The 24735-nt window shown below is 42.7% G+C and carries 39 protein-coding genes and 1 tRNA gene; 8 read left to right on the forward strand and 32 right to left on the reverse strand.

Annotated elements, in window-relative coordinates; all coding sequences use genetic code 11:
• Positions 1 to 43 precede the first annotated feature (43 nt).
• Positions 44 to 123, forward strand: a tRNA-Leu gene (locus tag D8M23_RS03655).
• 167 nt (positions 124 to 290) lie between these two features.
• Here D8M23_RS03655 and pyk read toward each other — a convergent pair.
• Positions 291 to 1772, reverse strand: a complete 1482-nt coding sequence (gene pyk / locus D8M23_RS03660) for a pyruvate kinase (protein WP_006888005.1) — start codon at positions 1770 to 1772, stop codon at positions 291 to 293.
• Positions 1773 to 2115: 343 nt separating this feature from the next.
• On the opposite strand from pyk, the gene D8M23_RS03665 reads away from it, so the two are divergent.
• Both D8M23_RS03665 and D8M23_RS03670 read left to right on the forward strand, forming a co-directional pair.
• Positions 2116 to 2691 carry a flavodoxin domain-containing protein gene (locus D8M23_RS03665; protein ID WP_037289029.1) on the forward strand — a complete coding sequence of 192 codons (576 nt, stop codon included), beginning with the start codon at positions 2116 to 2118 and terminating at the stop codon, positions 2689 to 2691.
• Between the two features lie 1332 nt (positions 2692 to 4023).
• Positions 4024 to 5538, forward strand: a complete 1515-nt coding sequence (locus tag D8M23_RS03670) for a GH25 family lysozyme (protein ID WP_126853741.1) — start codon at positions 4024 to 4026, stop codon at positions 5536 to 5538.
• A gap of 84 nt (positions 5539 to 5622) precedes the next feature.
• On the opposite strand, the gene adhP is transcribed toward D8M23_RS03670, so the two are convergent.
• Positions 5623 to 6651, reverse strand: coding sequence for an alcohol dehydrogenase AdhP (gene adhP, locus D8M23_RS03675; RefSeq protein WP_126853742.1), 1029 nt, complete (start codon positions 6649 to 6651; stop codon positions 5623 to 5625).
• Positions 6652 to 6828: 177 nt separating this feature from the next.
• On the opposite strand from adhP, the gene D8M23_RS03680 reads away from it, so the two are divergent.
• Positions 6829 to 7188: a hypothetical protein gene (locus D8M23_RS03680; protein WP_126853743.1), complete on the forward strand. Its 360-nt coding sequence runs from the start codon at positions 6829 to 6831 to the stop codon at positions 7186 to 7188.
• 7 nt (positions 7189 to 7195) lie between these two features.
• Here D8M23_RS03680 and D8M23_RS03685 read toward each other — a convergent pair whose 3' ends face one another.
• From D8M23_RS03685 to D8M23_RS11910, 8 genes are all read right to left on the reverse strand, one after another.
• A complete protein-coding gene (locus D8M23_RS03685) occupies positions 7196 to 7456 on the reverse strand; it encodes a hypothetical protein (RefSeq protein ID WP_126853744.1) in 261 nt (86 codons plus the stop codon).
• Positions 7457 to 7597: 141 nt separating this feature from the next.
• Positions 7598 to 7897, reverse strand: coding sequence for a hypothetical protein (locus tag D8M23_RS03690; protein WP_126853745.1), 300 nt, complete (start codon positions 7895 to 7897; stop codon positions 7598 to 7600).
• A gap of 407 nt (positions 7898 to 8304) precedes the next feature.
• Positions 8305 to 8598 (reverse strand): hypothetical protein, encoded by a 294-nt coding sequence (locus D8M23_RS03695; RefSeq protein ID WP_126853746.1) that lies wholly within the window; start codon positions 8596 to 8598, stop codon positions 8305 to 8307.
• 296 nt (positions 8599 to 8894) lie between these two features.
• Positions 8895 to 9221 carry a hypothetical protein gene (locus D8M23_RS03700; RefSeq protein WP_126853747.1) on the reverse strand — a complete coding sequence of 109 codons (327 nt, stop codon included), beginning with the start codon at positions 9219 to 9221 and terminating at the stop codon, positions 8895 to 8897.
• A 460-nt stretch (positions 9222 to 9681) separates the two neighbouring features.
• Complete coding sequence (locus D8M23_RS03705; protein ID WP_148110467.1) at positions 9682 to 10296, reverse strand: hypothetical protein; 615 nt, start codon at positions 10294 to 10296, stop codon at positions 9682 to 9684.
• A 156-nt stretch (positions 10297 to 10452) separates the two neighbouring features.
• Positions 10453 to 10833: a hypothetical protein gene (locus D8M23_RS03710; RefSeq protein ID WP_126853749.1), complete on the reverse strand. Its 381-nt coding sequence runs from the start codon at positions 10831 to 10833 to the stop codon at positions 10453 to 10455.
• A 12-nt stretch (positions 10834 to 10845) separates the two neighbouring features.
• Positions 10846 to 11079, reverse strand: coding sequence for a hypothetical protein (locus D8M23_RS03715; protein ID WP_126853750.1), 234 nt, complete (start codon positions 11077 to 11079; stop codon positions 10846 to 10848).
• 19 nt (positions 11080 to 11098) lie between these two features.
• A complete protein-coding gene (locus D8M23_RS11910; protein ID WP_425342757.1) occupies positions 11099 to 11983 on the reverse strand; it encodes a DUF6531 domain-containing protein in 885 nt (294 codons plus the stop codon).
• Positions 11984 to 12046: 63 nt separating this feature from the next.
• Between D8M23_RS11910 and D8M23_RS11690 the strand changes: the two genes are divergently transcribed.
• Positions 12047 to 12208, forward strand: coding sequence for a hypothetical protein (locus D8M23_RS11690; protein WP_153274070.1), 162 nt, complete (start codon positions 12047 to 12049; stop codon positions 12206 to 12208).
• A 198-nt stretch (positions 12209 to 12406) separates the two neighbouring features.
• Here the strand turns inward: D8M23_RS11690 and D8M23_RS03730 are convergent, their stop codons facing one another.
• From D8M23_RS03730 to D8M23_RS11930, 11 genes are all read right to left on the reverse strand, one after another.
• Positions 12407 to 12856 carry a hypothetical protein gene (locus tag D8M23_RS03730; protein WP_126853751.1) on the reverse strand — a complete coding sequence of 150 codons (450 nt, stop codon included), beginning with the start codon at positions 12854 to 12856 and terminating at the stop codon, positions 12407 to 12409.
• A gap of 413 nt (positions 12857 to 13269) precedes the next feature.
• The gene (locus D8M23_RS03735) at positions 13270 to 13452 is read right to left on the reverse strand and encodes a hypothetical protein (protein ID WP_238693746.1); all 183 of its coding nucleotides are present in this window, start codon (positions 13450 to 13452) and stop codon (positions 13270 to 13272) included.
• Positions 13453 to 13710: 258 nt separating this feature from the next.
• Positions 13711 to 14157, reverse strand: coding sequence for a WapI family immunity protein (locus tag D8M23_RS03740; RefSeq protein ID WP_126853752.1), 447 nt, complete (start codon positions 14155 to 14157; stop codon positions 13711 to 13713).
• Between the two features lie 53 nt (positions 14158 to 14210).
• Positions 14211 to 14471, reverse strand: coding sequence for a hypothetical protein (locus D8M23_RS03745; protein WP_126853753.1), 261 nt, complete (start codon positions 14469 to 14471; stop codon positions 14211 to 14213).
• 21 nt (positions 14472 to 14492) lie between these two features.
• The gene (locus D8M23_RS11915; RefSeq protein ID WP_202976113.1) at positions 14493 to 14780 is read right to left on the reverse strand and encodes an RHS repeat-associated core domain-containing protein; all 288 of its coding nucleotides are present in this window, start codon (positions 14778 to 14780) and stop codon (positions 14493 to 14495) included.
• A gap of 481 nt (positions 14781 to 15261) precedes the next feature.
• Entirely contained in the window at positions 15262 to 15789 is a 528-nt protein-coding gene (locus tag D8M23_RS03755; RefSeq protein ID WP_126853754.1) for an Imm21 family immunity protein, read from the reverse strand.
• A gap of 62 nt (positions 15790 to 15851) precedes the next feature.
• Complete coding sequence (locus D8M23_RS11920) at positions 15852 to 16250, reverse strand: hypothetical protein (protein ID WP_202976114.1); 399 nt, start codon at positions 16248 to 16250, stop codon at positions 15852 to 15854.
• Between the two features lie 63 nt (positions 16251 to 16313).
• Positions 16314 to 16460: a hypothetical protein gene (locus D8M23_RS11925; RefSeq protein WP_238693747.1), complete on the reverse strand. Its 147-nt coding sequence runs from the start codon at positions 16458 to 16460 to the stop codon at positions 16314 to 16316.
• A gap of 255 nt (positions 16461 to 16715) precedes the next feature.
• Positions 16716 to 17147 carry a DUF4265 domain-containing protein gene (locus D8M23_RS03765; protein WP_126853755.1) on the reverse strand — a complete coding sequence of 144 codons (432 nt, stop codon included), beginning with the start codon at positions 17145 to 17147 and terminating at the stop codon, positions 16716 to 16718.
• A gap of 51 nt (positions 17148 to 17198) precedes the next feature.
• On the reverse strand, positions 17199 to 17378 hold the full coding sequence (locus tag D8M23_RS12355; RefSeq protein ID WP_126853942.1) for an HNH endonuclease: 180 nt from the start codon (positions 17376 to 17378) through the stop codon (positions 17199 to 17201).
• 34 nt (positions 17379 to 17412) lie between these two features.
• On the reverse strand, positions 17413 to 17937 hold the full coding sequence (locus tag D8M23_RS11930; protein ID WP_280926100.1) for an RHS repeat domain-containing protein: 525 nt from the start codon (positions 17935 to 17937) through the stop codon (positions 17413 to 17415).
• Positions 17938 to 18126: 189 nt separating this feature from the next.
• Between D8M23_RS11930 and D8M23_RS12075 the strand changes: the two genes are divergently transcribed.
• Entirely contained in the window at positions 18127 to 18270 is a 144-nt protein-coding gene (locus D8M23_RS12075; protein ID WP_238693748.1) for a hypothetical protein, read from the forward strand.
• A 9-nt stretch (positions 18271 to 18279) separates the two neighbouring features.
• On the forward strand, positions 18280 to 18519 hold the full coding sequence (locus D8M23_RS11940) for a hypothetical protein (protein WP_202976116.1): 240 nt from the start codon (positions 18280 to 18282) through the stop codon (positions 18517 to 18519).
• Positions 18520 to 18783: 264 nt separating this feature from the next.
• Here the strand turns inward: D8M23_RS11940 and D8M23_RS03780 are convergent, their stop codons facing one another.
• The 4 genes from D8M23_RS03780 to D8M23_RS03800 all read right to left on the reverse strand — a co-directional run bounded on the left by D8M23_RS03780 (position 18784) and on the right by D8M23_RS03800 (position 21194).
• The gene (locus D8M23_RS03780) at positions 18784 to 19110 is read right to left on the reverse strand and encodes a hypothetical protein (protein WP_202976117.1); all 327 of its coding nucleotides are present in this window, start codon (positions 19108 to 19110) and stop codon (positions 18784 to 18786) included.
• Between the two features lie 3 nt (positions 19111 to 19113).
• Positions 19114 to 19359 (reverse strand): hypothetical protein, encoded by a 246-nt coding sequence (locus D8M23_RS03785; RefSeq protein WP_202976118.1) that lies wholly within the window; start codon positions 19357 to 19359, stop codon positions 19114 to 19116.
• A 511-nt stretch (positions 19360 to 19870) separates the two neighbouring features.
• Positions 19871 to 20143, reverse strand: a complete 273-nt coding sequence (locus D8M23_RS03795) for a hypothetical protein (RefSeq protein WP_126853756.1) — start codon at positions 20141 to 20143, stop codon at positions 19871 to 19873.
• A gap of 445 nt (positions 20144 to 20588) precedes the next feature.
• Complete coding sequence (locus D8M23_RS03800; RefSeq protein ID WP_202976119.1) at positions 20589 to 21194, reverse strand: RHS repeat domain-containing protein; 606 nt, start codon at positions 21192 to 21194, stop codon at positions 20589 to 20591.
• On the opposite strand from D8M23_RS03800, the gene D8M23_RS11945 reads away from it, so the two are divergent.
• The gene (locus tag D8M23_RS11945) at positions 21168 to 21305 is read left to right on the forward strand and encodes a hypothetical protein (RefSeq protein WP_202976120.1); all 138 of its coding nucleotides are present in this window, start codon (positions 21168 to 21170) and stop codon (positions 21303 to 21305) included. The genes D8M23_RS03800 and D8M23_RS11945 overlap by 27 nt on opposite strands.
• A gap of 61 nt (positions 21306 to 21366) precedes the next feature.
• Here the strand turns inward: D8M23_RS11945 and D8M23_RS03805 are convergent, their stop codons facing one another.
• The 7 genes from D8M23_RS03805 to D8M23_RS03830 all read right to left on the reverse strand — a co-directional run bounded on the left by D8M23_RS03805 (position 21367) and on the right by D8M23_RS03830 (position 24602).
• On the reverse strand, positions 21367 to 21705 hold the full coding sequence (locus D8M23_RS03805; protein WP_023134258.1) for a hypothetical protein: 339 nt from the start codon (positions 21703 to 21705) through the stop codon (positions 21367 to 21369).
• Between the two features lie 347 nt (positions 21706 to 22052).
• On the reverse strand, positions 22053 to 22352 hold the full coding sequence (locus tag D8M23_RS03810) for a hypothetical protein (RefSeq protein WP_425342748.1): 300 nt from the start codon (positions 22350 to 22352) through the stop codon (positions 22053 to 22055).
• 10 nt (positions 22353 to 22362) lie between these two features.
• Positions 22363 to 22527: a DUF6531 domain-containing protein gene (locus D8M23_RS12360; protein WP_425342749.1), complete on the reverse strand. Its 165-nt coding sequence runs from the start codon at positions 22525 to 22527 to the stop codon at positions 22363 to 22365.
• A gap of 125 nt (positions 22528 to 22652) precedes the next feature.
• Positions 22653 to 23090: a hypothetical protein gene (locus D8M23_RS03815; RefSeq protein WP_051344439.1), complete on the reverse strand. Its 438-nt coding sequence runs from the start codon at positions 23088 to 23090 to the stop codon at positions 22653 to 22655.
• Positions 23091 to 23134: 44 nt separating this feature from the next.
• Positions 23135 to 23473, reverse strand: a complete 339-nt coding sequence (locus D8M23_RS03820) for a hypothetical protein (RefSeq protein WP_126853757.1) — start codon at positions 23471 to 23473, stop codon at positions 23135 to 23137.
• Positions 23474 to 23481: 8 nt separating this feature from the next.
• On the reverse strand, positions 23482 to 23937 hold the full coding sequence (locus D8M23_RS12270; protein ID WP_274543017.1) for an RHS repeat domain-containing protein: 456 nt from the start codon (positions 23935 to 23937) through the stop codon (positions 23482 to 23484).
• Between the two features lie 227 nt (positions 23938 to 24164).
• Positions 24165 to 24602, reverse strand: a complete 438-nt coding sequence (locus D8M23_RS03830) for a hypothetical protein (protein ID WP_006887930.1) — start codon at positions 24600 to 24602, stop codon at positions 24165 to 24167.
• Positions 24603 to 24735: the final 133 nt, after the last annotated feature.

Raw genomic sequence — 24735 nt, forward strand, 5'->3', positions numbered from 1 at the left:
GCACCGTATGATGTAGAATCAATGCCGTACACATTGCGTGTGCGCCCGAGTGGCGGAATTGGCAGACGCGCCTGACTCAAAATCAGGTTCTACGGAGTGTGGGTTCGAGTCCCACCTCGGGCACCCCACACATCTGGGATTCATCAGCTCTGAATCACAATCACCGATTTTATTGGCGGGCACATGATCACCCGCTACCTTCATGAAAAGGTTGAGCCCCAAGGAAATTTCCTTGGGGCTCAACCTTTTCATAAACTCGAAAACCTAGAGAATCTGGGCCTACCCGAGTATTAGTCGTGATCTTCGTCGGCGTAAGGACGCACTGCTTCACGTTCCTCTGGCAGCTTAGCCCCGGTCTCGTCACGGTCACCGATGCGGTGCACCCTGACCGTATTGGTCGAGCCAGCAACACCGGGAGGCGAACCGGCAGTCATGACGATCAGGTCGCCTTTCTCTGCCAAGTTATGCTCCATTAGGTAGTCGTCCACAATCTTGGTCATACCATCAGTATCAGCAGTGAGCTGCGCGTGGGCTGCTTCAACACCCCACAGCAGCGAGATAAAGGCACGAACCTTCGGGTTCGGGGTAAACGCAAGCACAGGCTTCTTGGGACGCAAACGAGCCAAACGGCGGGCGGAGTCACCCGACTGGGTAAAGGTGCTGATGTAATCAACATCCAGCTGCTCAGCAATATTTACTGCTGCCCGGGTAATAGCGCCGCCGCGGGTACGCGGCTTACGGTCGAGTTCGGGCACACGGTACAGGCCCTTCTTCTCGGTATCACTAATAATGGAGGCCATCGCTGAGATCGTAATAATCGGGTACTTACCCACTGAGGTCTCACCGGACAGCATGACCGCATCAGCACCATCAAGAATTGCGTTGGCGCAGTCAGAGACCTCCGCGCGAGTGGGGGTTGGGTTACTAATCATCGACTCAAGCACCTGGGTAGCTACAATCACAGGCTTAGCCCAGCGGCGAGCCATTTGAATAGCTTGCTTTTGTACCAGCGGAACTTCAGAGAACGGTAGCTCAACGCCCAGATCGCCGCGTGCAACCATAATGCCGTCGAACTTATCGATAATGTCCTGCAGGTTCTCCACCGCCTGCGGCTTTTCGATCTTGGCGATCACGGGGATGCGCAGCCCTTCTTCCTCCATGATCTCGTGCACACGCTCAACATCTTTGCCGGACCGGACGAAGGAAAGCGCAATAATGTCTACACCCAAGCGCAGTGCAAAACGCAGGTCATTTTCGTCCTTCTCAGTCAACGCGGGTAGCGAAACAGCCGCACCAGGCAAGTTAATGCCCTTGTTGTTTGAGATCGGGCCACCCACGATAACACGGGTACGAACACGGGTTGGGGTAACTTCAACAGCTTCAAGCTGAATCTTGCCGTCGTCCAGCAATAGTTTATCGCCAGGCTTCACGTCGCCGGGCAGCCCCTTATATGTGGTACCGCAGATTTCCTGAGTACCTTCTACCTCTTCAGAGGTAATGGTGAAGTCGGCACCGGGCTCAAGGATTTCTTTCTCGTTCTTAAAACGCTCCAAGCGGATCTTCGGCCCCTGCAAATCGGCAAGAATTGCAACTTCCTTACCAAGCTTTGCGGACTGTTCGCGAATAGTGTTGTAAGAGTTGGTGTGAACATCATGGTCACCGTGGCTCATGTTCAAACGGGACACATTCATGCCCGCTTTGATTGCCGCGGCGATTTTGTCGGGTGCGGAGATGGAGGGACCGATTGTTGCAACGATTTTTGCTCGCCTCATGTACCTAACCTTCGTGAGTTGTGGCGTGGGCCTTAGGGTTAAGACCCATTGTTTGTGCGGGAGCACACGGGGAAACTCCCACATGTATCCACAGAAAACCGCACGTTCACAACGTGCTGTATTATGAATATCCTGCCTTCAAGTATAGGACTTTTACCCGCAGATTGGGAGAGAAACGGGGTGATAGTCTCATAGTTGTCACCCATTTTTGGAGGGTTAATACCCACAAGTCTTCTATTGTGAATAGAGTCACCCTTGAGGTGATTTCACATTTAGGGGCACCTGCCCTAGACTTGAATCAATAATTAGTATCTTTTATGCAAATTTGCCCTGGAGGTTGCCGGTGTCCACCACACGCGCACTTATTATCTACGGCTCAGTCTATGGCTACACAGAGCAGTACGCCACATGGCTTGCTGAAGATCTACGAGCTTTGCCTCAGGCACCCGAGGTCGAAACGGTTCCCGCCGCCAAGGTGACCCCCGAACAGGCAGAAGCTGCTGATGTTGTAGTAATTGGTGGGAGTGACTACGGTGGATTCCTGACCGGAGCACCCTCATTACGCAAAAAGATCGTTCCCCTCTTACTACCCAAGCGCAAACGCACCGCGTTTTTCACCGTTTCATTCACTGGTGAGTACTCCAAGGATCTTCTGAATAAAGCTGTTGCTAAGAGTTACACTGCTGAGCTCACCGAAGGACAGCCTGTTGCCCACTTACGCGGCGGCATTAAATGGTCAGAGCTATCCTTAACCCATAAGGCAGCCCTCAAAGGCCCTGTTCGTGCCTGGCTTGCCGCTAAGCCCAACCCAAATGAGGGCATCCAACAGATGCTTGATTGCTATGGTACCGAGGGAGCAGACTACACCAATCGCGCATCCCTTGAGCCATTTGCACAGGAAGTAGCAAAGCTTATCTAATTCAAAGAGCACTTCCCTACAAACTTGCCCCATACCAACGAGGGCAATAGATACACGGTCGGAGGTTTTTCTCTCCTCCTCCGACCGTAGGTTTTCCGAGTACAGCGGATGCGAGGCCGCGTTAACTGTATTTGGAGAACTGGAGGTGGGTCTTGTGTGTGCGGCCCACCTCCTTTTTTATTCTTAAAATACACACGTATTATTCTCACCTACACATACACACTTCCCACCTGGCCCCAGAACCACATTCCTCGCAGCAACACTACAGATCACCCCGCCAGAGAAAAGACCGAGACAGACCTTGCACTCATAGTGTGTCACTCAAGCCCGCTGGATAAGGTGGCGGCTTCAGATCCATACCACACACAGACACAAGCCCCCCCCCCCTTACCAAAGAAGGTAACTAAGAGGGGCAAGGGCAGCAGGTCTGCACCTTCACAGATGTGCATAGATTAGCAGGTAGTCTCTGTAAGCCGTGGACCGCTCCCACGATCCCACAGAACACCATCAATCATTGAATGTGACATATCTCATGGATATTTTTATGGGTGGCAAAAAGCAGATAATGGCTGCACCTTATACGTAATAATAACCCTAAGAAGACAAGGGCATACCTATACACTAACTTTCGATATACACCACATCTTTATTCTCCCCACCTCGATCACCTAAGAAACATACTGTAATAACGAACTGCATAGGTATGCGAGTATTTTCGCCTGACCTATGCGAGCACCAGCCGCACCAGTGACCAACCACTCCCCCAGCCTTCACTCCCCGCAGAACATCCACATCCTCCTTGAAGAGAAGGTCAAGGCCTTCCTAAACGTCAGCGCCACAGAAATCGAAGAAGGCAACCCAAGACGCAAGGGATTGTGGCACAAATCATCTCCAATTAGAAGAAAAATTACTTTCCAGCTGAAGAATATGCGTGCACGGATTAGCATAAAAATTCAATCTTTATACAACGCTCTATGAACCTTTAGCTTCAACTAACCGCCTCAACCATCGCACACACTTTATGTTATGTTCAATCAGATACTAGAATACTCTTACCTTTATGTATTCGTTCCTTAAGGCTTTAGTCCAACAAATTCTACCCTCACCTGAAGGGGGTCGTTAACTGAGTATCTATCTTGAAAATTAACAAAATCTTTCCCTACAATGAGATGCGTGCAAGGGTGCATCTTTATTGTGAGCTCTCAGTAAAGATGCAAAATAATCCAGGGGCATTAAAAGATCCCGAAAGCACTAATGCGTAGATGTCACTCAACTTCACGTTTATTCACACTCAAACACAAGTCTATTTGAAGATTGCAGGTTACTTATACTATGAGCCTCTTCTCTCGGAATCAGAAACTATCTAAATGCCTGGTCTCGCTAGGTGCTCTCTCCATGCTGGCAGGTTCTTTCGCCCCAGCTGCCGCGGCTGAAGAACCCGCCACTGACTCCTCCGCCACGATATCTTATGAGGATGTTCCCCCACCCACCGAGGACATGAACACCGCCATGGGTGCTGGTGAACGTAAACGTCTTGGCCTACCAGCTGAAGGCGCCACCGAGGCACCGGGCGGGCACGGGCGTGCCAAAGGAGTTGGCCCTGCAGCAACCTGGACGCCCAGCAGCGGCACCCTCGGTATGGATGTCTCCTCTCACCAAGGCAATGTGCGTTGGCAGGAAGCATACAACGGCGGTGCACGTTTTGCGTACACCAAAGCAACTGAGGGCACCTACTACACCAACCCTTACTTCGCACAGCAGTATGTTGGATCAGCTGATGTTGGTATGATCCGTGGAGCCTACCACTTTGCCAACCCCCGCACCTCCTCAGGTGCCGACCAGGCTCGCTACTTTGTGAACCATGGTGGGGGTTGGAGCAATGACGGCCGCACCCTTCCTGGTCTACTCGACATTGAGTTCAACCCCTACTCCCAGTATGGCAATACCTGCTACAACCTGAGCCCTGCCCAGCTGACCAACTGGATTCGTGATTTTAATGAAACCTACCGCTCGCTCACCGGACGCTACCCTATGGTCTATACCGCTAACTCCTGGTGGAGCCAGTGTGTAGGAACTGGCGAGTTCGGTAAGACTCTGCTTCACCTGGCGAACTATAACTATATTCCTGGTCCCACTCCCAACGGGTGGAAGTCCTACGATATTTGGCAGTTCTCAGCCGACGGCCCGTTTGTTGGCGACTCCAACTTCTTCCCTGGTTCCTTCAACGATCTGAAAGCTTTGGCCTCCAACCCGCAGGCAACCAACCGCTCATGGCACCCGGCCACGCCCACACCGGCTCCTAAGCCTGCAGTAAAGACCCGTTTCAGGGATGTTCCTACTCACGCGGCTTTCTACACTGAAATCGAGTGGCTTGCTTCACGGAAAATCACCACTGGTTATGGTGATGGTACTTTCCGCCCGGATCAAAGCGTGGAACGCAGCGCAATGGCAGCCTACTTCTACCGGATGGCTGGCTCCCCTGCCGTAAACCTGCCGAAGACATCCCCTTTCTCGGATGTACCCACCAACCACCCCTTCTACAAGGAAATCGTGTGGATGCACCAGCGCGGTATCACCACCGGTTACGGTGATGGTACTTTCCGCCCGAACGAGGCCGTCAGCCGTGAAGCAACTGCAGCATTCCTGTACCGTTACGGCGGTAGCCCCGTTATCCCGGTAGTTCGCGGCTCCGGGTTTAAGGATGTTCGCGCCAATAACTCCTTCTACCGCGAAATCATCTGGCTTGAGTCTCGGAAGATCACCGCAGGTTACGGTGATGGCACTTTCCGTCCGTACGATTCTGTTAGCCGTGGAGCCATGGCAGCATTCCTGTACCGCATGCGCTAACCACCTGCTAGGTATGATAACTGAAAGGGTGTTCCCCCTACCCATGTGGGTAGGGGGAACACCCTTTTCTCTAGTAAGGAGGATTTACCAGATACTTGCGAAATCGAGCACCATACGCCCGGTAATCTTACCCGCGCCCATCTCCTCGAATACCTGCGGAGCATCTTCAACCTTACGCAGCTGAACCAGCGGAACAACGAGCCCATCGGCGCCGAACTGGAACGCCTCAGCAAGATCCTGGCGAGTACCAACCAGCGAACCGAGAACGCGAATCCCATCAAGGACAATCTTCGCGATAGACAGTTCCATCTTCTCGGGCGGAAGCCCCACAGCTACTACGCTGCCCCCGGCACGCACGCTTTCAACCGCCTGGTTAAAAGCGACCTTCGATACCGCGGTTACAACGGCGGCTTGTGCTCCCCCGCCAGTCACCTCACGAATCTTCGCTGGTACATCCTCAACCTCACGACCGTTAATCGTGACGTCGGCACCGGTTTCAGCAGCAAACTTCAGCTTGTCATCATTAATATCGACGGCAATAACCTTGGCGCCGAAAACCTTCTTGGCGTACTGCACCGCCAGGTTGCCCAGCCCGCCAGCACCGTAGGCGACCAACCACTGTCCCGGCCGCACCTGAGATTCCTTCGTCGCCTTATAGGTGGTTACGCCCGCGCAAGTAATCGAGCTTGCCTGTGCAGCATCCAAACCTTCGGGGACCTTCACGGCATAGTCCGCCGTGACAAGGGCATACTCGCTCATGGCACCATCCACGGTGTAGCCCGCATTCTTGACGGTACGGCACAGCGTCTCCCGGCCGGAGGTGCAGTATTCACAGTGCCCGCATCCCTGGAAGAACCACGCAATAGAAACACGGTCACCGGGCTTGAGAGATTCAACGCCTTCACCAACTTCGGTGACAATACCAATACCCTCATGCCCTAGGACGCGCCCCGGAACCTTACCAAAATCGCCAGCTGCAACGTGCAAGTCGGTGTGACAGACGCCGGAATACTCTAGCTTTACGAGTGCCTGGCCGTACCCCACCTCGGGTACGGGAACATCAGTAACGACTACTGAGCCATCAATGTGTTCAGGAACAACAACTGCCTTCATGAGAACCTCCAGTGTTTTAGCTCACTATAAGATGTAGTTTTAACCATAAAACGCACATAACAAATTTTCTATAATATAGTGAACTATTCCACTAGCCACATGACAATATTTATTATTTTTATATATTTAGGATATTCTTGTACATAGCATTTAGAAATTTACCCAAAGGGAAAAAGCATGTTTGAAGACGCCCACGACAATATGGTACTCACCGATCCAGAAACCGGAGATCAACTTATTTTTCATAGAAAAACTTGGCTGTGCACGATATACGGAATACTAACCCATTACCTTGGCTTTGCCCCTGAACTGGCATATGACATGATAAAAAATGCTCCACTATGCTCTGGCGCAGGTATTAACTACCATTCTGCGGGCATGCTCTGCCACGACGAAGAATACCACTGGGCTATGATACTAGCCTACGGCGAAGGGTACTGGCACAAGGGTCACACAGTGGATAAGCCACAAGACTACTATGACTGGGATGAAAAATACAGAAATGATAATAACCTCAAGCCCTACACGATGGAGTAGAGCCTATTTAAAATCCCCGCTGTGCTTCCCGGATAATTCTTGACTTCGCCGCTCGCACGAGTAGCCTATAGTCATTATCAAAAGGTTCTGCCAATATAGATTCCAGTAAACATTCAAATTCTTCAAATATTAGCTGCGTGGCAGAATCCAACTCATTATTTTCGTGCTGGTCAGACTGGGCGATCCAGTCAAAGATAACCAGCAGCTCATCATTGCTGAATCGGATCGTGCAGTCCCCACCTTTTTCAGCGTCACCTACTACATCCACTATCCCCTCTTCCCCCCTCCAGTAACAAAATTTTTGCAAGATAAGGGTTATTCATTAGGGGTGTATTCCTCTACTCCTAAAAGGATTTATATTGCTGACGGACTTATGGTGTTGTTATTTCAAGCCCCAGCCCATGTTTGTTTAAAAAGTTGACATAACATCCGCAATACATCTCGCTCCATCAAAAATTTTAAATTTCGTACCCGGCGGTATTTTGTCATTTTTTCTTATAAGAAACCGAGCTCTTGCATAACTCATATTTTTATTTGGTAAATGCTCGTAAATATCTAAGACTATACTCCTAAGAAAATTCTCTTGAAAAACTCCATCTTCAAATTCACTTACAGGATAAAAAAGACCAATAGGGGGAATCGTCTTCCTACCGCCTTCTTCTCGAGATCTCCAATAAATTTGAACGTTAACAGTATTATCAGCATTCATTACTACATCTCCCAGAGCTCTAATTTCGACATTTTAAGATTCTACACTATTTTCGGTTAACGTGTTTGTGCCAACTGATTTTGAGGAACTGGTTCTTATCAACCATACCTACAGAAAATAAAATCTTGGATTCTTCTAAACTCAATTAATAATAAAATTTTATCAAACTGTCCATATACGAAACTTTTTAGCATAATCGAAAACAGTCTAAAAGACTCAGTAAACCGTTTTCCGTCTATCATACCTTGCGGAGAAAGTCATTGACCCACCACAAACTGGAGAAGAACTACTGTTATTCTTTCTAAAACCGGGGATTAAAGAACATCGTTCGTCCGATTGAAGAGTTCTAATGTATTACATTGACCTATGAGTCGGGAAAATAGTTACCTTATAAAGGTTAAAATAAATCATTCATATTTACTTGTAATTAATTTACCTGCAACCAATAAATTATGGTGAATTTTGCATACACATTCATCAATCCACCCATAATGAATATCATTATTAATAGAATAATAAACATCGTCTGTTAAAACTTTCTTACCTGCAGTTAGTCTATTTGTTAATGAAACAAAAATACTTCCTTCCTGAGGCCAGTTCGTACGGCGTGGAAGCTCAGTTATAACATTCCCTGCTGTTATTTCTTTATCTAGAATAGATTGCAACTCTTCACACAATTTAAATATATTATAATTTTTCATAAAATTTCTCTATATATTAATTATATTACTTGGCATTAAGTCAATTTACGCCTTGCTGGGAGTAATATTAAATTCCACCACCATTATCACATTTGTTCATTTGCCGCTCCAATCGGCCACCTCATGGAGGGATACTGATTTGTGGTGTGAATATTATTCAGGTGGCTTTTTGGAGTCTTTAACGAAAAACAGTGCATATTTCCGGTAGCCTGAAACGGATGAAAGCCGAAACCTCCTGAGCGTAGAGAGCATACACTACCTGCGCAGACTACTATTTTGCTAATTTCCAATAGCCGCTACAATAAATGTAATACCTTAATGCTGAATGTATCTTTTAAGGTTAAAGAACTTATATTAACTTCTTCAAATTTTGATTTATCTTTCTCAAATGAATATTTGTACATCTTCCTACTTAAAATATCAAAGAGATATCCATAGAAATAGTCACTATTATTTTCATCTTCAACAAAATCTGTAATATAAATATTTTGTGTATCTACATTTAAATAGTCTTTTATTTGTTTAAATAAATTTGGAAACTCAATAGGAAATTCTTGCGTCAATTCTTTAATATCATCAAGAAGGACCTCATCGGGTATATTGTTTAATATTATTGGTTCCATTTTAAATTCTTTATTTTTAATTTAATAACATAACTTTTTCATCAAAAAATTATTGTATATGTCAAAAATTTCATTTTACATGTACATTTTGACGTTTCTTACGCATGGGTTATGCGTACTACTGTCGAGTAATTTTCGCGCTGCTTCTCTTCGTTTCTCCTTAATTACCCCTAACCAAAGCTAACATTGTCATGGTACCTTTACGTGGACTTAATACGTTCACAGTAGCCTCTATCTTGTCTGCTATAGCTGGTTCTGAACCCGTTTTTAGAACAGTACATACCCCCTCAAAAACATGTCAGCTTACCTCATCACCTTCGGCGCAAAGCCATAAAGAATCTTCCCTACCCGCAAGACCTGTGCCATGCTTTCAGGTAATCTGAACGGTGGAAGTAAGGCTACCTGAAGAACTATTGGGTTTGGCAACCCAGCTTACTCGCTAAACAAACAAGCACATATATTAAATATACCTTTTATATTTAGCATTGTTCAATATTTCTAATTGCTCATTAGCTAATTCCAGTAGCGAATCATCAAACTCTAAAGATTTGATTTTGCACAAAAGAATTATGGAAACAACTCTCCTGACTAAACTTGACCTAACAGAAGTTTCATATAGAACACCTTTATATTCTTCACAAGAGCGGATTTCATCGTTAAATTTATTAATAGCTTGGTGAGAATTATTCCATTCAAGATCAATGGCGTATCTATTACTGCTTCCGTCTTTATTTATAAAATCATACACCGTTTTATAATGGCAGAATATCTGGTTTTCCAATACTTCATTTCCACCCATTGCCAAGATGGCAAAATAAATATCTTCTAAAATATGTTCTATGCAATACCAGTGATTGTAATTTCCTTCAAATTTTATTGTCAGGAAATAAGGTAATGTGTCTATCAAGAGTTGGTGTTGTTTGTTTACCAATAGGCTAGAATACAAATCTTCCAGTGTTCCAAGTGTTCTTTTTGACCTAATAGAAAATTTCTTTTCCAGTCTGCCGATATATTTTTCTTGAGCTGCTGTTTTGCAGTTGTTTTTAATTAAGCTAATCAGTTCAATATGGTCCATTGGTTTTCCAATCATTTATGTAATTAAGAGTTTAAATTTTAATCCGTTAGGCAAGTGTTGTTAAGTAGCTGACTGACGCACAACAGCTACCTGAAAGTTTTTCAAAAGACCTTACAATTTGGTTGGGTCTTGGCCCAACCTACTTGCTCACTGGATTTAGTTTTTTGGGAAAATTTCCCTATAACCGTTAGTGATATCTCCTGGAGCCCATGGAGCCCATATTCCTCTCTCCCATGAAATTTTATTGCATTTTAGGATACTAATTATTTCCTCTTCCAGGATTTCTTTCTCTTGAAAAATCTCTTGATGCAGATCTATATCTAAAACGTAGTTCTCGTCACACAATAAATCAGATAAATCATCATATCTATCTATAACAATAACTTTATATTTTTCAGTTTCTCCTACAGATAACAATCTACCATCATCATTCACTGTTTGTAATTTGATATTAAATGCAATTGCAATTTTATTTGTGATATCCTCGAAACTAATATCATCTGTTAGAACAATACTAAGTATTTTATAGTATTCCATAACTTGCGCTCTCTAAAAATACTTACCTAATTGTTTTTGACCATCGTCTTTTCTTGCTAAATCTTCTAATTTGCGAGTTTTGAAAATTCCAAATCTCACCTTTTCTCCTTGTAAAATTATATAGAATTTACTTTTGCTGAACTTCGGAAAGGAATTATAACCCCACATATCAGTCCACTTCAAAGATTTCGGATTAATCTGATAAAGATTCTCCCCACCCAGCACCCCAATTGGGTCCTGATTCACAAACAACCTGTTTTGAACCTCATAATACCACATCAGTTCGTAATGCAGCCGTGCCCTTCATCAAAATACTGGTTCTATAATCTGAAAATCTGAACAGCTGTGCGAATTCCAATAAACCTACGCGGCTTTTCAGACGACAAAAGAGGCCGAATTCGTAACGGATGACAAATTTACTCTGAGTCTTATAGATACCACGGCGTAGCTTGTCGCGTTCCATCAGATTGGTGCTGCCGTCGGCAAACACCCGTTTGGTCAACTCGTTGTTGTAATCGTAATAATATTGCTCGGTACGACCCATTACGTCGGTTACCTCGGTATAACCGTCGTAATAGGTAAAACGCCATTCCTCGCCCAATGAAGTCCAGTTGCGCAACCCCTTGCCGGTCGGGGTGTAATGGTCGTATTCGTATTCCGATACCAATCCTGCCGCATCTGTGTGCGACACCATCAGATTGTTTTTATAGCCGAAGCCGAGTTTGACGTTGCCGTCGCGGCCGATGACGCGGACCAAGTCGCCGCTGCTATTGTATTCGTAGCGAACCAGCGGACTGCCGACCCGGACCGGTTCGCCGAAGACGGGCAAACCCTCCAGCAGCGACACCGACAGCAGCCGCATTTTAGGCGACTGCTCGTCCAGATTTTTGCTGAACCAAATCTGTTCGCTTTCGAACAATACCGGTTCCGCATCATCTTCATCGACTTCCGGCAGCGGGAACAGACGGCCCTGATCGTCGATATAGGCCAATCCCGCCGCATCGCGGATGATACGTTGGCAGCCGGGTACGCTCCAGCCCTTGCCGAGCCAACCGATACCGTCTTGGTCGGAATAATAGCTGCGGCTCCAGACCAGCGGCAGCTTTGCAAGAAATACAGGGTTTGGGCGGCAGTCTCTTCTTGAACTTATTGTTCATGTGGAACATATCGCCGGCGCGTATGATGCGGCGCTTGCGGATTTACCCATGGAAGAATGCAACACCGGCCAGGCAGGTTTGATGGCGGTACGGGAAAGTATGCCCTTGCGGCCGGGCAGGGCGGGTTCGTCCCCGGTGGTGCGGTTGGTTTTACTAAAGACAAAGGCGGGCTTGCGGTTGAGGCCTACATCTTTGGCGACGGTCTTTGCACCGCCTAAGTCGACGAAGAGCGGAAAGGAATGGGCGGTGTGACATCCGGAGCAGGAGTAGGCGCCCCGCAGAAATCAGGAAGGGTACAGATTACATAGAAGTCGCTGTCTTTACGGGCGATTTTATTGAAGGCCATGGTAGGACTCCGCATTCGTTAAGGTAGAGTCATATGAAAAAGTACAGGTGGCTAAGCATTTTGTATGTAATTAATCATAATTGTATGTGCTGATAATAAAATAATAAAACTCTTCGCATAAAATAAGGTTATTTTGAATTTCATATAATAGATTTAAAAAATAACTAAGGTGAGTATCCTGTTGATCTTTTGGAGTAAAATTACTTAAAAAATCATCATTAGTTAAGTATAAAATAACGTTAAGTATTTTTTCGTCATAATCAGAATGATATATTGGTTTTTCCTGGTAGGCTCTATTAATGGATTGATTCAAAGTTTTAGCATCGATTTTACCATTTAGAAAACAAATGGAAAATTGAATCAACTTTTCTAAATATTCTGCATAATTGCTGATAGGAATAATCTTTTTTTGAGCAAATTTAATACAGCAATTTATAAATTTATAATAATCATCCATAATATCAGAATCTTCTATAGCATCTAATATGGTTGTAAATCTATAAATTTCTTTATTATTCATATTGTAATCTCCTGAAATAATTTAGAAATGAATTCCTGAACTATTTAACACTGGATTATAATTATAGTCACAAGGATTCTTGGGATTTTCAGCAAACGATATTTGTTTAGTGGCGGAGTCTTGAAAAACATCACACACTTCAGATTTACAAATATTTTAGAAAGAAAATCCTTTAGTTGATCCAGCGTTGAAATATTATTTTGATTAGATAGGTTTGTTAATGCTTCTACCTCAGCACACTTGGCTTTTTGCTGTTTAGCTTTCTCATGTGCTTTGACATTACTAGGTGGAGGTAGAGGAGCTAAATTCTGATACAATTTTTTACAAAATCAAATACGTTTTGCTCTCTTTTGACAATCTTTCTAGCGGCATTGAAATTGTGTTCTGAATATCGAGCAACTCTTCCTGTTGTTTTATTCATACAAGTGATTGAGCCTATTATCCCCTTTTTTATTTAACTTTAATCCTAAAATATCAATCCAATTTTGGGTATTAGGTACGAACCCATACAGGTTTTCCCCGCCCAACAGCCCAATCGGATCCTGATTAACAAACCGCCCCGGCATCAGGCTCATAATACCTGAAGAAGTTGTCATGCAGCCCCGCCTCACGGTCGGCATACTGGTTCTGCAGGCGGAGCAGAAGGGGCCCAGCAGAAATCAGGCACGGTAAAAATCACGCGGAACTTGCTGCTTTTACGGGCGATTTTATTGATGTCCATGATGGGTTTTTGTTGAGATGTTAATAGATAAAAATGGGTGCGTGCTGCTGGTACGCAACCTGCATGTCAAATAAGTATGTCATACAGGTTGCAGCTTGCTTGTGGGGTTGTTGGGTCTTGATACAACCTACGCTTACTCTGAACGACATGGATATGCACAAATTAATTTATCTAACTCTGATATTAAACTTAATAAACTATTTGTATTGAGTTTAAAATATAATGCATATCCATCAGAGTTTATATCAAAATCCACTCCCCATTCAGGATGAAAAGCATAATTAAATTCCAAACCTATAATACCATCTTTGTAAATAAAAGATACTTCCGGTTCCATAAAAGACAGTTTGGGTAAGATGAATTTATCTTTGTTAAGAATGGATAAAAACCAACTCTTAATTTCTTTTAATTCAAAGGTTCTCAAGCAAGCGTTACAAGCAATCCAATGCAAGTTTTCTTTTTTATCATTCACTTCAATTTTTACATTCAACCAATCTGCATCTTCATTATAAGAAAATGTGTTAAATTCATAACCTAAAATTTCTAACTTTATTAAGGTGTTTTCATCAGAAAAATACATAACAATCCCTTTGATTTTATTCTACTTCCTAGCTTTCGCTGCCGGTCTATTAGTTAGATTATCACGCCAGTTTTGGGATTTATAATAGCTTCTAACCCATTGCAATACTTTCCAATATCTCCTTTTCCGGCATCAAAAGTTCCTTTTTGATTAAAAATTCTCATAATATCATTGGGAGTCTTAAATCCAAGTTTCGCAGTTCTTATATCTTTTAAGCGTGATATAGCGTGATTCCTTAATTTAATACCTACTTTTTTGAATGCATTATAAATTTGATTATGCGTAAGTTGACTTAAAGGACGATTTCCTGCCAAACCTGGAATTATTAATAATCTTCAAGAACGCGCTAACTCTAAAGGGCTAATCCATTCTTGTATATTAAATGCAAACCAATATAAATTATAACCTCCCTCAAGGCCAATCGGGTCTTGGTTGACAAACCTACCCGCATCAGGGTCGTAATACCGGAAGAAATTGTAATGCACCCCCGTTTCATGGTCGCAATACTGGTTTTGAAGCCGGAACGGCTGGTGCGCCGTCCCCGTTACGTTGGTTTCTTCGGTTACTTTACCCCAAGCATCATACTCGCCGAACCACAGCAGCTTACCGTTTTTATCGGTCATCTCACGCGGGATGCCGATGTGGTCGCAATGGAAATAGTTGGTTTGCTGTTGGCTGTTATCTTCTGCATCCGTCCAATCACGGATTTGCGTCAGCGGTTCGTAGGAGTCTTGGTCGGTGTAGATATAGGTGTAGAGGCCGTCTGAATTTTATTCCTGCAAGAGGTGGCTGGCCATCCTACGGGGCCCCGCCCAAGTCAGCGAAGAACGGGAAAGGGATGGGCAGTACGGTAGGCGGAGCAGGAGGGGGCGCCCAGCAGAAATCAGGGAAGGTACAGATTACATAGAAGTCGCTGTCTTTACGGGCGATTTTATTGAAGGCCATAGCGGGTTTTGTGCTGAAATACTAATAGATAAAACGCGTGCGTACTGTTGGCACGCACCGTACATATTAAGTCAGCATGTTATACAGGCTATAGTTTGCTAAAAAGGTAAAACGCATACAATCAGCACTACACCTTATCTATAAAATGAGTGTTTTAGGCTACAGTTCATTATAGTATTTAAATGAATGAATTAAAAAAGAAATATCAGATACTTCGTACAAATACGTTTGGATTTTGTACAAGCAATTTTTATGAGTAAATTTTACTTCTATACTATCTTCTTTATCTTTAAAAGTGAAAGCACTATCAAATATAATCCATTCAACATCATTAATAAAAATTGATGTTTCTTCTAATGGCTGATATTTATAATGACCATCTACTATATTTTTTATATGAGAGTCAATGTGTGATTCATCATTAATCCAATAAGTTCTGAATATAAATATCTCATTAGCATCTTGTTTATGTACCGCAAAAGTTGGTAAAGGTTCATCTCCTAAAATAATAGTTTGTACACTTTCCATAGATAAAACAGATAAATAGTTATACTGAGAACAAGCTAAAGAATAATGCTCTTCTGGTTTTAAATCTACACAGCCTTGCCATATATTGGCATCTGATTTTGGTAACATGACTAATGGACCACCATAAGTACCGATATTATGTGTTTTAAAAAAATTCATTACGAAACCTTTATGTATTAAAAATTTAAATTTTAGCTAACTAAAGTTACTTCAGGAAAAACTTAAGTTGATATTAAAAGGCAGCAATCAACATACACTTGGAGGTTCAGAATTTGCTGCTTCTTCTTGTGCTTTTTTAATAAACATAAGTAGTGATCTCTAGGATGGATACCTAGCTCTTTAGCTTGTCGCAAGCCAGTATTAGGTTGGTGATCTCCTACAAAATTTCCAGTTTTAGTTCCAGGACCGGTGGCGCCACAAGTATGGCATACACCAATTTTATTCAATTTTTTGCTTTCTTCTTGAGTGAAATTCCTTTCAGGTTCTCTAGCAGGAATAGATTCTTCTGCAAATGGGCCAATTCCTACCGTCAGTAATTGTTCTAATGTGAATAATCCTAAAAAGTCTACCCAGCTTTGCGTATTCGGTGCAAACCTGTACAGATTATCTGCACCCCACAACCCAATCGGGTCTTGATTGATAAACCTACCGCAGTCCGGTTCTCGTAATAGCGGAAGAAGTTGTCATGCAGACTGTCTCACGGTCAGCGTACTGGTTCTGTAAGCGGAAAGGTTAGTAAGAGCATTATCCGTTACCTTGGTTTCCTCTTTCAGACGGCCCCAGCCGGTATAGTTACCAAACCATAAGAAGTTGCCGTCCTTATCGGTCATCTCACGCGGGATGTCAATGTGATCGCAGTGGAAGTAGTTCACTTCCTGACAGCTTTCGCCTTCGGCACTGGTGTGGTTGTGCACCTGCGCGAGCAGTTCATAGCTGTCGGGATCGGGGTAGATATAGGTATACCTGCCGTCTAGGTTTTCCTGCAGGAGATGGCTGCCGTCACATAGTCTTAAAATTTCTATTACGTAAACAACGCTAGAATTTTCTACATATTACGATATTACGCAAGTTATAGCTTGCATAAATTATTGTGCCAAATACCCTGTGTCATAATCTAAATCGTTAGTTTCCACAAAGCCATCTAAGAAAATATATATTTCTTCTATATCTACTTGAATTGGTATGTTTATTGCATAGAAATTTACATTAAACGCTTCTGACTCACATCCAAGATCTATTAGTTTGGTTAATATATTATCTTTAAATTTTTGATTTTCATTAAAGAAAACAATCCGCAACGTACTATTTTTACTATTAATTATAGTTTTATCGTATAATAAGTAATTTTCTTCCTTTTGTATTACACTAACAATATCACCCAAAGATATTTCTTTGCTATAAAAAGGAATATTGTTTATTTTAAAATAGCCTTCTTCAGTTACTTCTGCCCAAGTGCTTTCCATAGATACTGGAGGATAACCATCAATTACTTCTAGATTAAATAAAACCTTTTTCATTTTAATTACCTTAAAATTAGTTCATAGAAAATTCTACACTCTTCATAATTTTCATTTATTACTCTTTTCAAGATTACATAATCTACATAAAACTTGCCCATTCTCTACTGTAGCAGATCCACCGTTTAATTTGGCAATTATATGATCTACATGAGCCTCATTATCCGGCGGGCTTACACCTTTTTCATGTCGCTTAGGCTCAATAGTCTCTACACCGCATCTACCACATATCGTTTTTCCGTCATTATCTGCTTTATTTTGCTCTCTAACCGCTTTTTCCCTGCAGCAGTAAAATCTTTTCCCTTTCTTGTACCTTTTTCTTCAAATGTTTTTTATAACTTTCAACGTGCTCTAACCCTAGAGGATCTATCCAAGATTGTGCATTAAATGCAAAATGATAGAAATTTTCTCCTCCAAATAATCTTATGGGATCTTGATTAATAAATCTTCCAGAAATCGAATCATAGAATCTAAGAAGATTATAATGCAGCCCCGTCTCGCGGTCGGCATACTGGTTTTGCAGGCGGAATGGTTGGTAAGCGCTATCCGTTACTTTGGTTTCGCTCTTCAGTTTGCCCCAGCCGTAATAATCCCCGAGCCAAACCAGGTTGCCGTCCTTATCGGTCATCTCTCTTGGGATGCCGATTTGGTCGCAGTGGAAGTAGCGGGTTTGTTGTCGGCTTTCGCCATCTTCGGTTGTCCAATCGCGGACTTGCGCGAGCGGTTCGTAGGAATCTTGGTCGGTGTAGATATAGGCATATCTGCCGTCTGAATTTTGTTCCTGTAACAGATGGCTGCCGTCCCAAACGAAGCGGGTTTAGTTTTCGAGGTCGTTTCCGCTTAAATCATGCGGGGATGACGTTTCTGAAAATTCTTCGTTTTTCAGACGACCTTTGCCTATCCTTCTGCCCAAGGCGTCGTAGCTGTACGCCCAAGTCTCTTTCGTGCCGTCTTTTTTGAAGATTTCGGCTTTAACCAGTTGGTCGTACAGGTCGTAGAAATAGTTCTGCACTTCGCCGTCGGCCAGTTCACGGTGGATCAGGTTGCCGAGCTCGTCGTAGTAGTAACTTGTGCCGTTGTAGGTTTTCAGGCGGTTGTCGGGGACGGCATTGAGGCCGTCTGAAAGGATATTGTGCGCAGGGTCGAAGACGAACAGTTCGTTACCGGCTTTGGTAATCCTGCCCAGTTTGTCGTACTCGAACCGGGTCGTGCCCGTCCGTTGGTCGGTGCTGTGGGTCAGATTGCCGGTGCGGTCGTAGCCGTAGCTGCGTTTGACAGCGGTTTGGCTATAACCCGCCGCTACTTTGTTTTTGCCTTTGCCGCCCTCTGTCAGGTCGTTGAGGGTGGCGATTTGCCTTTTCAGACGACCTAAAGGATCGAGTTCGTAACGGCTGGCGAGCTTACCCTGTGTGCGGAAGATTTCACGGTGCAGCTGATCGCGTTCGATGTCGGTGATGACTTCGTCGTCGAGGCTGATTTGGTTGTTTTCATTGTAGTTGAAGCAAATGAGGAGGGCGTAGGGAAAAGGTCGTCTGAAAATTGATTTCAGATGACCTTGATGTTTGGTGGAACTCGACCTAACCTACGACTACTGTCCGTTGAGTTTGAACTACTATCTATGTTTGTTAAGATGGATTTATTGTCCTTGGCCAAGAATTTCTTCTCCAATTATTGAATCTAACTCTATCCATGCATCTTCAAGTTGGTTAACAATAGAAGATTCATTTTTATTTGGATCATCTTTTAAATTGAGATACCAGATATGTGTTAATTTTGGTATTTCATATAAATTTGACGCTAGTCTTTTTTCAATAAGATTATGATTATAAGTATAATGCTTAATTTCATTCAAAATTTTTAATAATTCTTGATAGTCCTTTACGTTGAATTCAAGGTTCATTCTAACCTTATCAATAAAACTATTATTTTCAAGTTTTTCTACTAATTCTTTCATGGTAAACATCTTCTAAGTATACAAAAAAAGTATTGCTTCTGCTAGAATTGCGCCTTTAATGAGAACTTCTTGATCACGAACTGCAAAATTTCTTAGTTGCGCCATCAGTTTGGCGGCGAGGGAGGCATCATCGCCGAGTTCGCGCTGCTCGACCAGCTCGTTGCTGGCGTTGTAACGGTAGCCGGTCAGCTTATGATTGAAACCGCTTTCGGCAATCAGGCGGTCGAGGACGTCATAGGCAAAAGCGGTAACGTGCACCGTTTTCATTGGTAAGGCCGATCAGGCAGCGGGCTTTGTCGTAATGGTAGCCGAAGGTATGGCCCAAGGCATTGGTGCGTCGGGTCGGCAGACCGTCTTGGCCGTATTCGTAGGCGGTTTTGGCTTAGATTGTTATGAAAGAAATATTTCAGACGACCTCGAAAAAAGGATTGAGGTCGTCTGAAAAGCAGAAACCGCGACACCCTACGTCGGGATTGGAGATTTCATGCGGGCTGCGGCTTGCTGTTGGGGCTCGACCCAACCTATAGCTACTGTTGGATACGGTTTTCAGCCGGCCTTTCAGATTTGTTGTGTCCCGATCTAGTTACGCTTGCTTGCTAATGAAATTATAGAATTTATTACATAATTCAAGATTATTTTTTATTTCATATAAAATACATAATAAATAGCAGATATCACTATCTTGTTGATCCTCAGGGGGGTGTATTTTGTAAAAAATTATAATCAAGAAAAATAGACATAAAAGTGTGTATTTCTTTTTCTTTATTATCTAAAATACCTGACAAACGATTTTTTTACCTAACTCACAATAATATTTTTCCAATTCAGCTTTGCTAATTTTATTTTCCAAAAAGGCTACACATTTTTTAAGTATATCATCCAATTCATTACTATATTTACTTAAAGGAATAATATTTTCCTCAGCAAATTTTATGCAATTTAAAATAAATACATTATAATTTTCTAAAACATCAGAATCATATATATCATCCTCTAGTTTAATAATTCTTTCATAGTCTTTTGCATTATCTTTTTCGCTCATATCTGATTTCCTTATAAAAATTTATAAATTCTACTTAATTAATTTAACAAACCTTTTAAGAAGATTAATACAGGCTCGCAATTACCTTTATACATGGAGGAATAAGTTTATCAGGCTTGCCAATTGCTGTTATCATAAATGCAGATGATTCACAATTATTATTGTGGTAGAATTTTCTTAAACCTTCAATATATTCATTTTTCTCTTCGCATTATTTCACTCAGTGCCTCTGCTTCTGCACATCGTCCTCTGATCAGCTCATTGGCGGGTTGAGAACCAGTGCCAGCTTTTCGTCGTATAGTTTGTAATTTTTTCATTTATTACTTGCTCTCGCCCAGCCCTCGCCGCAGCTCTTGGACTTAACCCTTCGTATGAAACAGCGTTACCATTTTTAACACAGGTAATAGTAGCCTTTACTCCTCTACTTTTTTTAAACCGTATACGTCTAACCATTTATAGATATTAGAGCAAGCGTATAAAGATTGTCTCCTCCCCATAACCCAATCAGGTCTTGACTCATAAACCGCCCGACGTTTGGCTCATAATACCTGAAGAAGATGTCATGCAGCCCCGTCTCACGGTCGGCATACTGGTTCTGCAGGCGGAAGGGTTGGTAAGCGCTATCCGTTACCTTGGTTTCCTCTTCCAGACGACCCCAACCGGTATAGTTGCCGAACCACAGTAAATTGCCGTCCTTATCGGTCATCTCTCTTGGGATGCCGATGTGGTCGCAGTGGAAATAGCAGGTTTCCTGATATGTTTCGCCTTCTTCGTTGGTCCAGTTATGTACCTGTGCCAACGGTTCGTAGCCGTCGGGCTCGGTGTAGATATAGGTATACCTTCCGTCCGAGTGGATTTCCTGCAAGAGGTGGCTGCCGTCCCAAACGAAGCAGGTTTCATCCGCTTTTGCACTGTCTTCCCCCACTCGGTATTTGGCGCCCCTTCTGCCCAACGCATCGTAGGTGTAGGACCAAGTTTCTTTCGTGCCGTCTTTTTTGAAGATTTTGGCTTTAACCAGTTGGTCGTGCAGGTCGTAGAAATAGTTCTGCACTTCGCCGTCGGCCAGTTCGCGGTGGATCAGGTTGCCGAGGCCGTCGTAGTAATAGGTCGTGCCGTTGTAGGTTTTCAGGCGGTTGTCGGTGACGGCATTGAGATCGTCTGAGAAGCAGAAACAGCATGATTACCGCACCCACGCTACGTCGGAATTGGAGGTTTCATGCGGGCTACGGCTTGCTACGGTTAATGAGAAGATGCTCATGAGAATATATGCATTTGATTCCTTGTTTTATAGTGGCAATTAAACCACTAATTTTTTTATTAGATTTAGTAAATAATGGATTTTCCCAATCATAATTTTTAATTACATAAACTTTGAATTTTCCATTTTTACCGGTAGTGGAATACCATCCAACATCTAAAATATATTTTTCATTAAAGAACTGTACTTGTAATAAATCTTCCTCAAATTCAAGTTTGTAGATTAATTCATTAGTGTTATTAAATAGCCAGAATAAATTTTCATAAGTAATAATGCCATCTTTAAAATCAATGTCATGTTCCATTTCAATTTGCCCCTAATCTCATCAAGTGTTCTTCTTTTTGTAATTGGATGTCTATGTATTACCCCCCCCCCCCTGAGAACATTCAGCTCGTATGTATGGTGTATCTACACCGTCTGATGCACCAATAATTTTTCCAGCATCATATACTCTAACTCTATTTGGCCTCGTAGTGGTATCGGTGTGCTGCCCCAGCGCATCGGTGTGGCCGAGCAGACGACCCAAACCATCGCGTTCCATCAGATTGGTGTTGTCGTCAGCAAACACCCGTTTGGTCAACTCGTTTGTTGTCGTCGTAATGATATTGCTCGTCCGCCACATTGCCGAAGTTCAGCGAGAACACCCAGCCGTTACCGTCGATGACATATTGCGGCAGACCGGCCAGCGTGATAAACGAAACGCTGATGGTTGCCGTTGGCGTCTTCCACCACCAGCGGGAAGAGGGTAGAATCTTCGTCCGAACCGTCTTCAGCAACCATCAAAGGCGCAAAACGCAACGCTATCGAACCGTCCAGCGAAACAATGACATAATGCCCGTCCGGATTCTTGCTGAACCAAATCTGTTCACTCTCGAACAATACCGGCTCCTCATCATCTTCATCGACTTCCAGCAGCGGGAACAAACGGCCCTGATCGTCGATATAGGCCAATCCCGCCGCATCACGGATAAATGCGTTGGCAACCCGGCACGCTCCAGCCCTCGCCGAGCCAACCGGTACCGTCTTGGTCGGAATAATAGCTGCGGCTCCAGACCAGCGGCAGGATGCCTTCAAAAGCAAAGTCGGTTTCACCCTCCAAAAACTTCAGCCCGTGTATCGGATTCACCGGACGGCCGGCAGCGGTCGGTAGAAATTAGATTGTTAAAGAGCATAGTAGGCCGTCTGAAAGGATTTGTGTTTCAGACGGCCTTTTGGTTTGGTTGGGGCTCGCACCAATCTATACTTGCTGTTTTAGATAGTAATTATTGAAGAACAATCATAATTATGATTAATTAATGTTAAATCATTTCTGCCATAATGCGCTATGGGCAATTCATTTAGCTTGGTGGGGTTTTTAGGAAATGCTATTAGTTTATACACTAAACTATCAAAATCTATATCATAACTAAAAATCCCTTTTTTTGCGTAACCTGCAAAGGATTCTAAATATTCTTCTTTCTCTTTTAAGCTATCAAATATTGGTAAATTATTCTCACAAAATACAGGTTCCGTAATATCAGGTAGATTATTAAAAAAGTTAAATTGCTGTTCCCATAATGACTTAGATGTCTTTAATTTGCTTGGTAATTTATCAGTGCCTCCAGTTGCAAAATGAGCAATAAAATTTTTATCATTAATTGCGAACCAATCTAAATCGTGAGACTCGATAAATAATTCTGACATAATCATTGATTTAATCCTTTTTGATCATACTAATTAATAGTTAATAGTGTTTAATTTGTTACACCAAATATATTGACGCAGTTATCACAATATGGTCTTGCTTGGCCAGTTCTAGGGCGCTTAGCTTTAGTAAATTTAATGTCTTTTAATTTTAAATCAGGATTATCTAAAAGTAGCTTATTAGCAGCTCTAAATTCTGCACATCTACCTATAGTATTACCACACTCAGTTTTTGCTCCTACCCCACCATGTCTATCTGCAAGCTCTTGTAATTCTGGCGCAATTTTACCTGGTATATCTCCGTTAGATGCGACTTCAATGAGGCCTGTCGCTGTATAGGCAGCCACCATAATAGAAGGGGCATTACGCTTTCCTTTATGAGGAGCCATAGTTTCATTTAATTTTTTTCAGCCTCTTTAACACATAATCCTAGTATATCAATCCATTTAGTAGTATTACTAGAATAAGAATAGAAATTTTTTCCACCTTCTAACCCAATCGGATCCTGATTCACAAACCGCCCAGCATCAGGCTCATAATACCTGAAGAAATTGTAATGCAGACCCGTCTCACGGTCGGCGTACTGGTTTTGCAGGCGGAAGGGTTGGTATGCGCTATCCGTTACCTTGGTTTCCTCTTTCAGACGACCCCAGCCGTAATAATCCCCAAACCACAAGAGATTGCCGTCCTTATCGGTCATCTTACGCGGGATGCCAATGTGATCGCAGTGGAAGTAGCGGGTTTGTTGTCGGCTTTCTCCGTCTTCTGCGACCACCAAAGGCGCAAAACGCAGAACTATCGAACTAATCAGAGAAGCACCCGCCGGGCTCTTTGCTGAACCAAATCTGTTCACTCTCGAACAATACAGGCTCCTCATCATCTTCATTCATCCCTAGTAGCGGAAACAGGTTAGATGATTGCTACTAGAAGAGTTGGATTGTATAGGCTCTAGACTTTTAAGCCGTCTGAAAATATCTTTCAGACGGCTTAAGTCAATGGCATGAAGAAAATACATGCTTCTTGCAAGCCTTTCACAGGTGGGTATTCTAAAACTGCAGTAAGTATTCTACACTGTGTAGACTACAATTTTTTATGATCCCATTTCCGGCAAAATTTAGCATTTGTTATGAATTCATCAAATGTGTCTGCTAAAAAATTTATATATAAATCAGGATAGATTTCCCAAATACTAAAATTTTCAGGATGAAAAAATAATATACCACCTTCACTTGATGCTAATCCAAATGCAAATGATTTTTTGACCAGCTCAATATTTATTCCTGTTGTAAATCCTTCAATATCTTTAAAATAACGCTCGTTATCGGAAAGAATTTTATAATTAGGTACTTTATCTGAGAAAGAATATTGTTCTAGCATGAATGAACACCAAATACCATATTCTTTTTTTAAAGTTTTAGGTTTTTTCCTGCTAAATTCATAATATAAATCAACTATTTCATCTCTTGAATTCATAAATTGTTTATATGAATCTGGCAGATCTAAATTTAATACATCCATATTATCAATCCTTTTAAGAAATAAAAAATCAATCCATGTATAAAATTGATATCACTTTGAATTTTTAATTTAGTTGATATAATCAATCAAATAATCAGAATTTATTTACCTGTCCTTGCAACCTTTGCGATAT

This window comes from Rothia sp. HSID18067, from assembly GCF_003989445.1.
GTDB lineage: Bacteria > Actinomycetota > Actinomycetes > Actinomycetales > Micrococcaceae > Rothia > Rothia aeria.

Excerpts from the sequence above, each read along its gene's own strand:
- D8M23_RS03700 (WP_126853747.1), bottom strand. The coding sequence starts at position 9,221 with ATGGAACCAATAATATTAAACAATATACCCGATGAGGTCCTTCTTGAT.
- D8M23_RS03820 (WP_126853757.1), bottom strand. The coding sequence starts at position 23,473 with ATGGCTCCTCATAAAGGAAAGCGTAATGCCCCTTCTATTATGGTGGCT.
- D8M23_RS03805 (WP_023134258.1), bottom strand. The coding sequence starts at position 21,705 with ATGGAACATGACATTGATTTTAAAGATGGCATTATTACTTATGAAAAT.
- D8M23_RS03815 (WP_051344439.1), bottom strand. The coding sequence starts at position 23,090 with ATGATTATGTCAGAATTATTTATCGAGTCTCACGATTTAGATTGGTTC.
- D8M23_RS03705 (WP_148110467.1), bottom strand. The coding sequence starts at position 10,296 with ATGGACCATATTGAACTGATTAGCTTAATTAAAAACAACTGCAAAACA.
- D8M23_RS03765 (WP_126853755.1), bottom strand. The coding sequence starts at position 17,147 with ATGAAAAAGGTTTTATTTAATCTAGAAGTAATTGATGGTTATCCTCCA.
- D8M23_RS03695 (WP_126853746.1), bottom strand. The coding sequence starts at position 8,598 with ATGAAAAATTATAATATATTTAAATTGTGTGAAGAGTTGCAATCTATT.
- D8M23_RS11915 (WP_202976113.1), bottom strand. The coding sequence starts at position 14,780 with ATGACCGATAAAAACGGTAAGCTGCTGTGGTTCGGCGAGTATGATGCT.
- D8M23_RS03680 (WP_126853743.1), top strand. The coding sequence starts at position 6,829 with ATGTTTGAAGACGCCCACGACAATATGGTACTCACCGATCCAGAAACC.
- D8M23_RS03735 (WP_238693746.1), bottom strand. The coding sequence starts at position 13,452 with ATGACAACTTCTTCAGGTATTATGAGCCTGATGCCGGGGCGGTTTGTT.
- D8M23_RS03830 (WP_006887930.1), bottom strand. The coding sequence starts at position 24,602 with ATGGATGTATTAAATTTAGATCTGCCAGATTCATATAAACAATTTATG.
- adhP (WP_126853742.1), bottom strand. The coding sequence starts at position 6,651 with ATGAAGGCAGTTGTTGTTCCTGAACACATTGATGGCTCAGTAGTCGTT.
- D8M23_RS03795 (WP_126853756.1), bottom strand. The coding sequence starts at position 20,143 with ATGAGCGAAAAAGATAATGCAAAAGACTATGAAAGAATTATTAAACTA.
- D8M23_RS03780 (WP_202976117.1), bottom strand. The coding sequence starts at position 19,110 with ATGTTTACCATGAAAGAATTAGTAGAAAAACTTGAAAATAATAGTTTT.
- D8M23_RS11925 (WP_238693747.1), bottom strand. The coding sequence starts at position 16,460 with ATGACCGATAAGGACGGCAACTTCTTATGGTTTGGTAACTATACCGGC.
- D8M23_RS03670 (WP_126853741.1), top strand. The coding sequence starts at position 4,024 with ATGAGCCTCTTCTCTCGGAATCAGAAACTATCTAAATGCCTGGTCTCG.
- pyk (WP_006888005.1), bottom strand. The coding sequence starts at position 1,772 with ATGAGGCGAGCAAAAATCGTTGCAACAATCGGTCCCTCCATCTCCGCA.
- D8M23_RS03710 (WP_126853749.1), bottom strand. The coding sequence starts at position 10,833 with ATGGAATACTATAAAATACTTAGTATTGTTCTAACAGATGATATTAGT.
- D8M23_RS03730 (WP_126853751.1), bottom strand. The coding sequence starts at position 12,856 with ATGAATAATAAAGAAATTTATAGATTTACAACCATATTAGATGCTATA.
- D8M23_RS03740 (WP_126853752.1), bottom strand. The coding sequence starts at position 14,157 with ATGTATTTTTCTGATGAAAACACCTTAATAAAGTTAGAAATTTTAGGT.
- D8M23_RS11690 (WP_153274070.1), top strand. The coding sequence starts at position 12,047 with ATGCAACACCGGCCAGGCAGGTTTGATGGCGGTACGGGAAAGTATGCC.
- D8M23_RS03755 (WP_126853754.1), bottom strand. The coding sequence starts at position 15,789 with ATGAATTTTTTTAAAACACATAATATCGGTACTTATGGTGGTCCATTA.
- D8M23_RS03690 (WP_126853745.1), bottom strand. The coding sequence starts at position 7,897 with ATGAATGCTGATAATACTGTTAACGTTCAAATTTATTGGAGATCTCGA.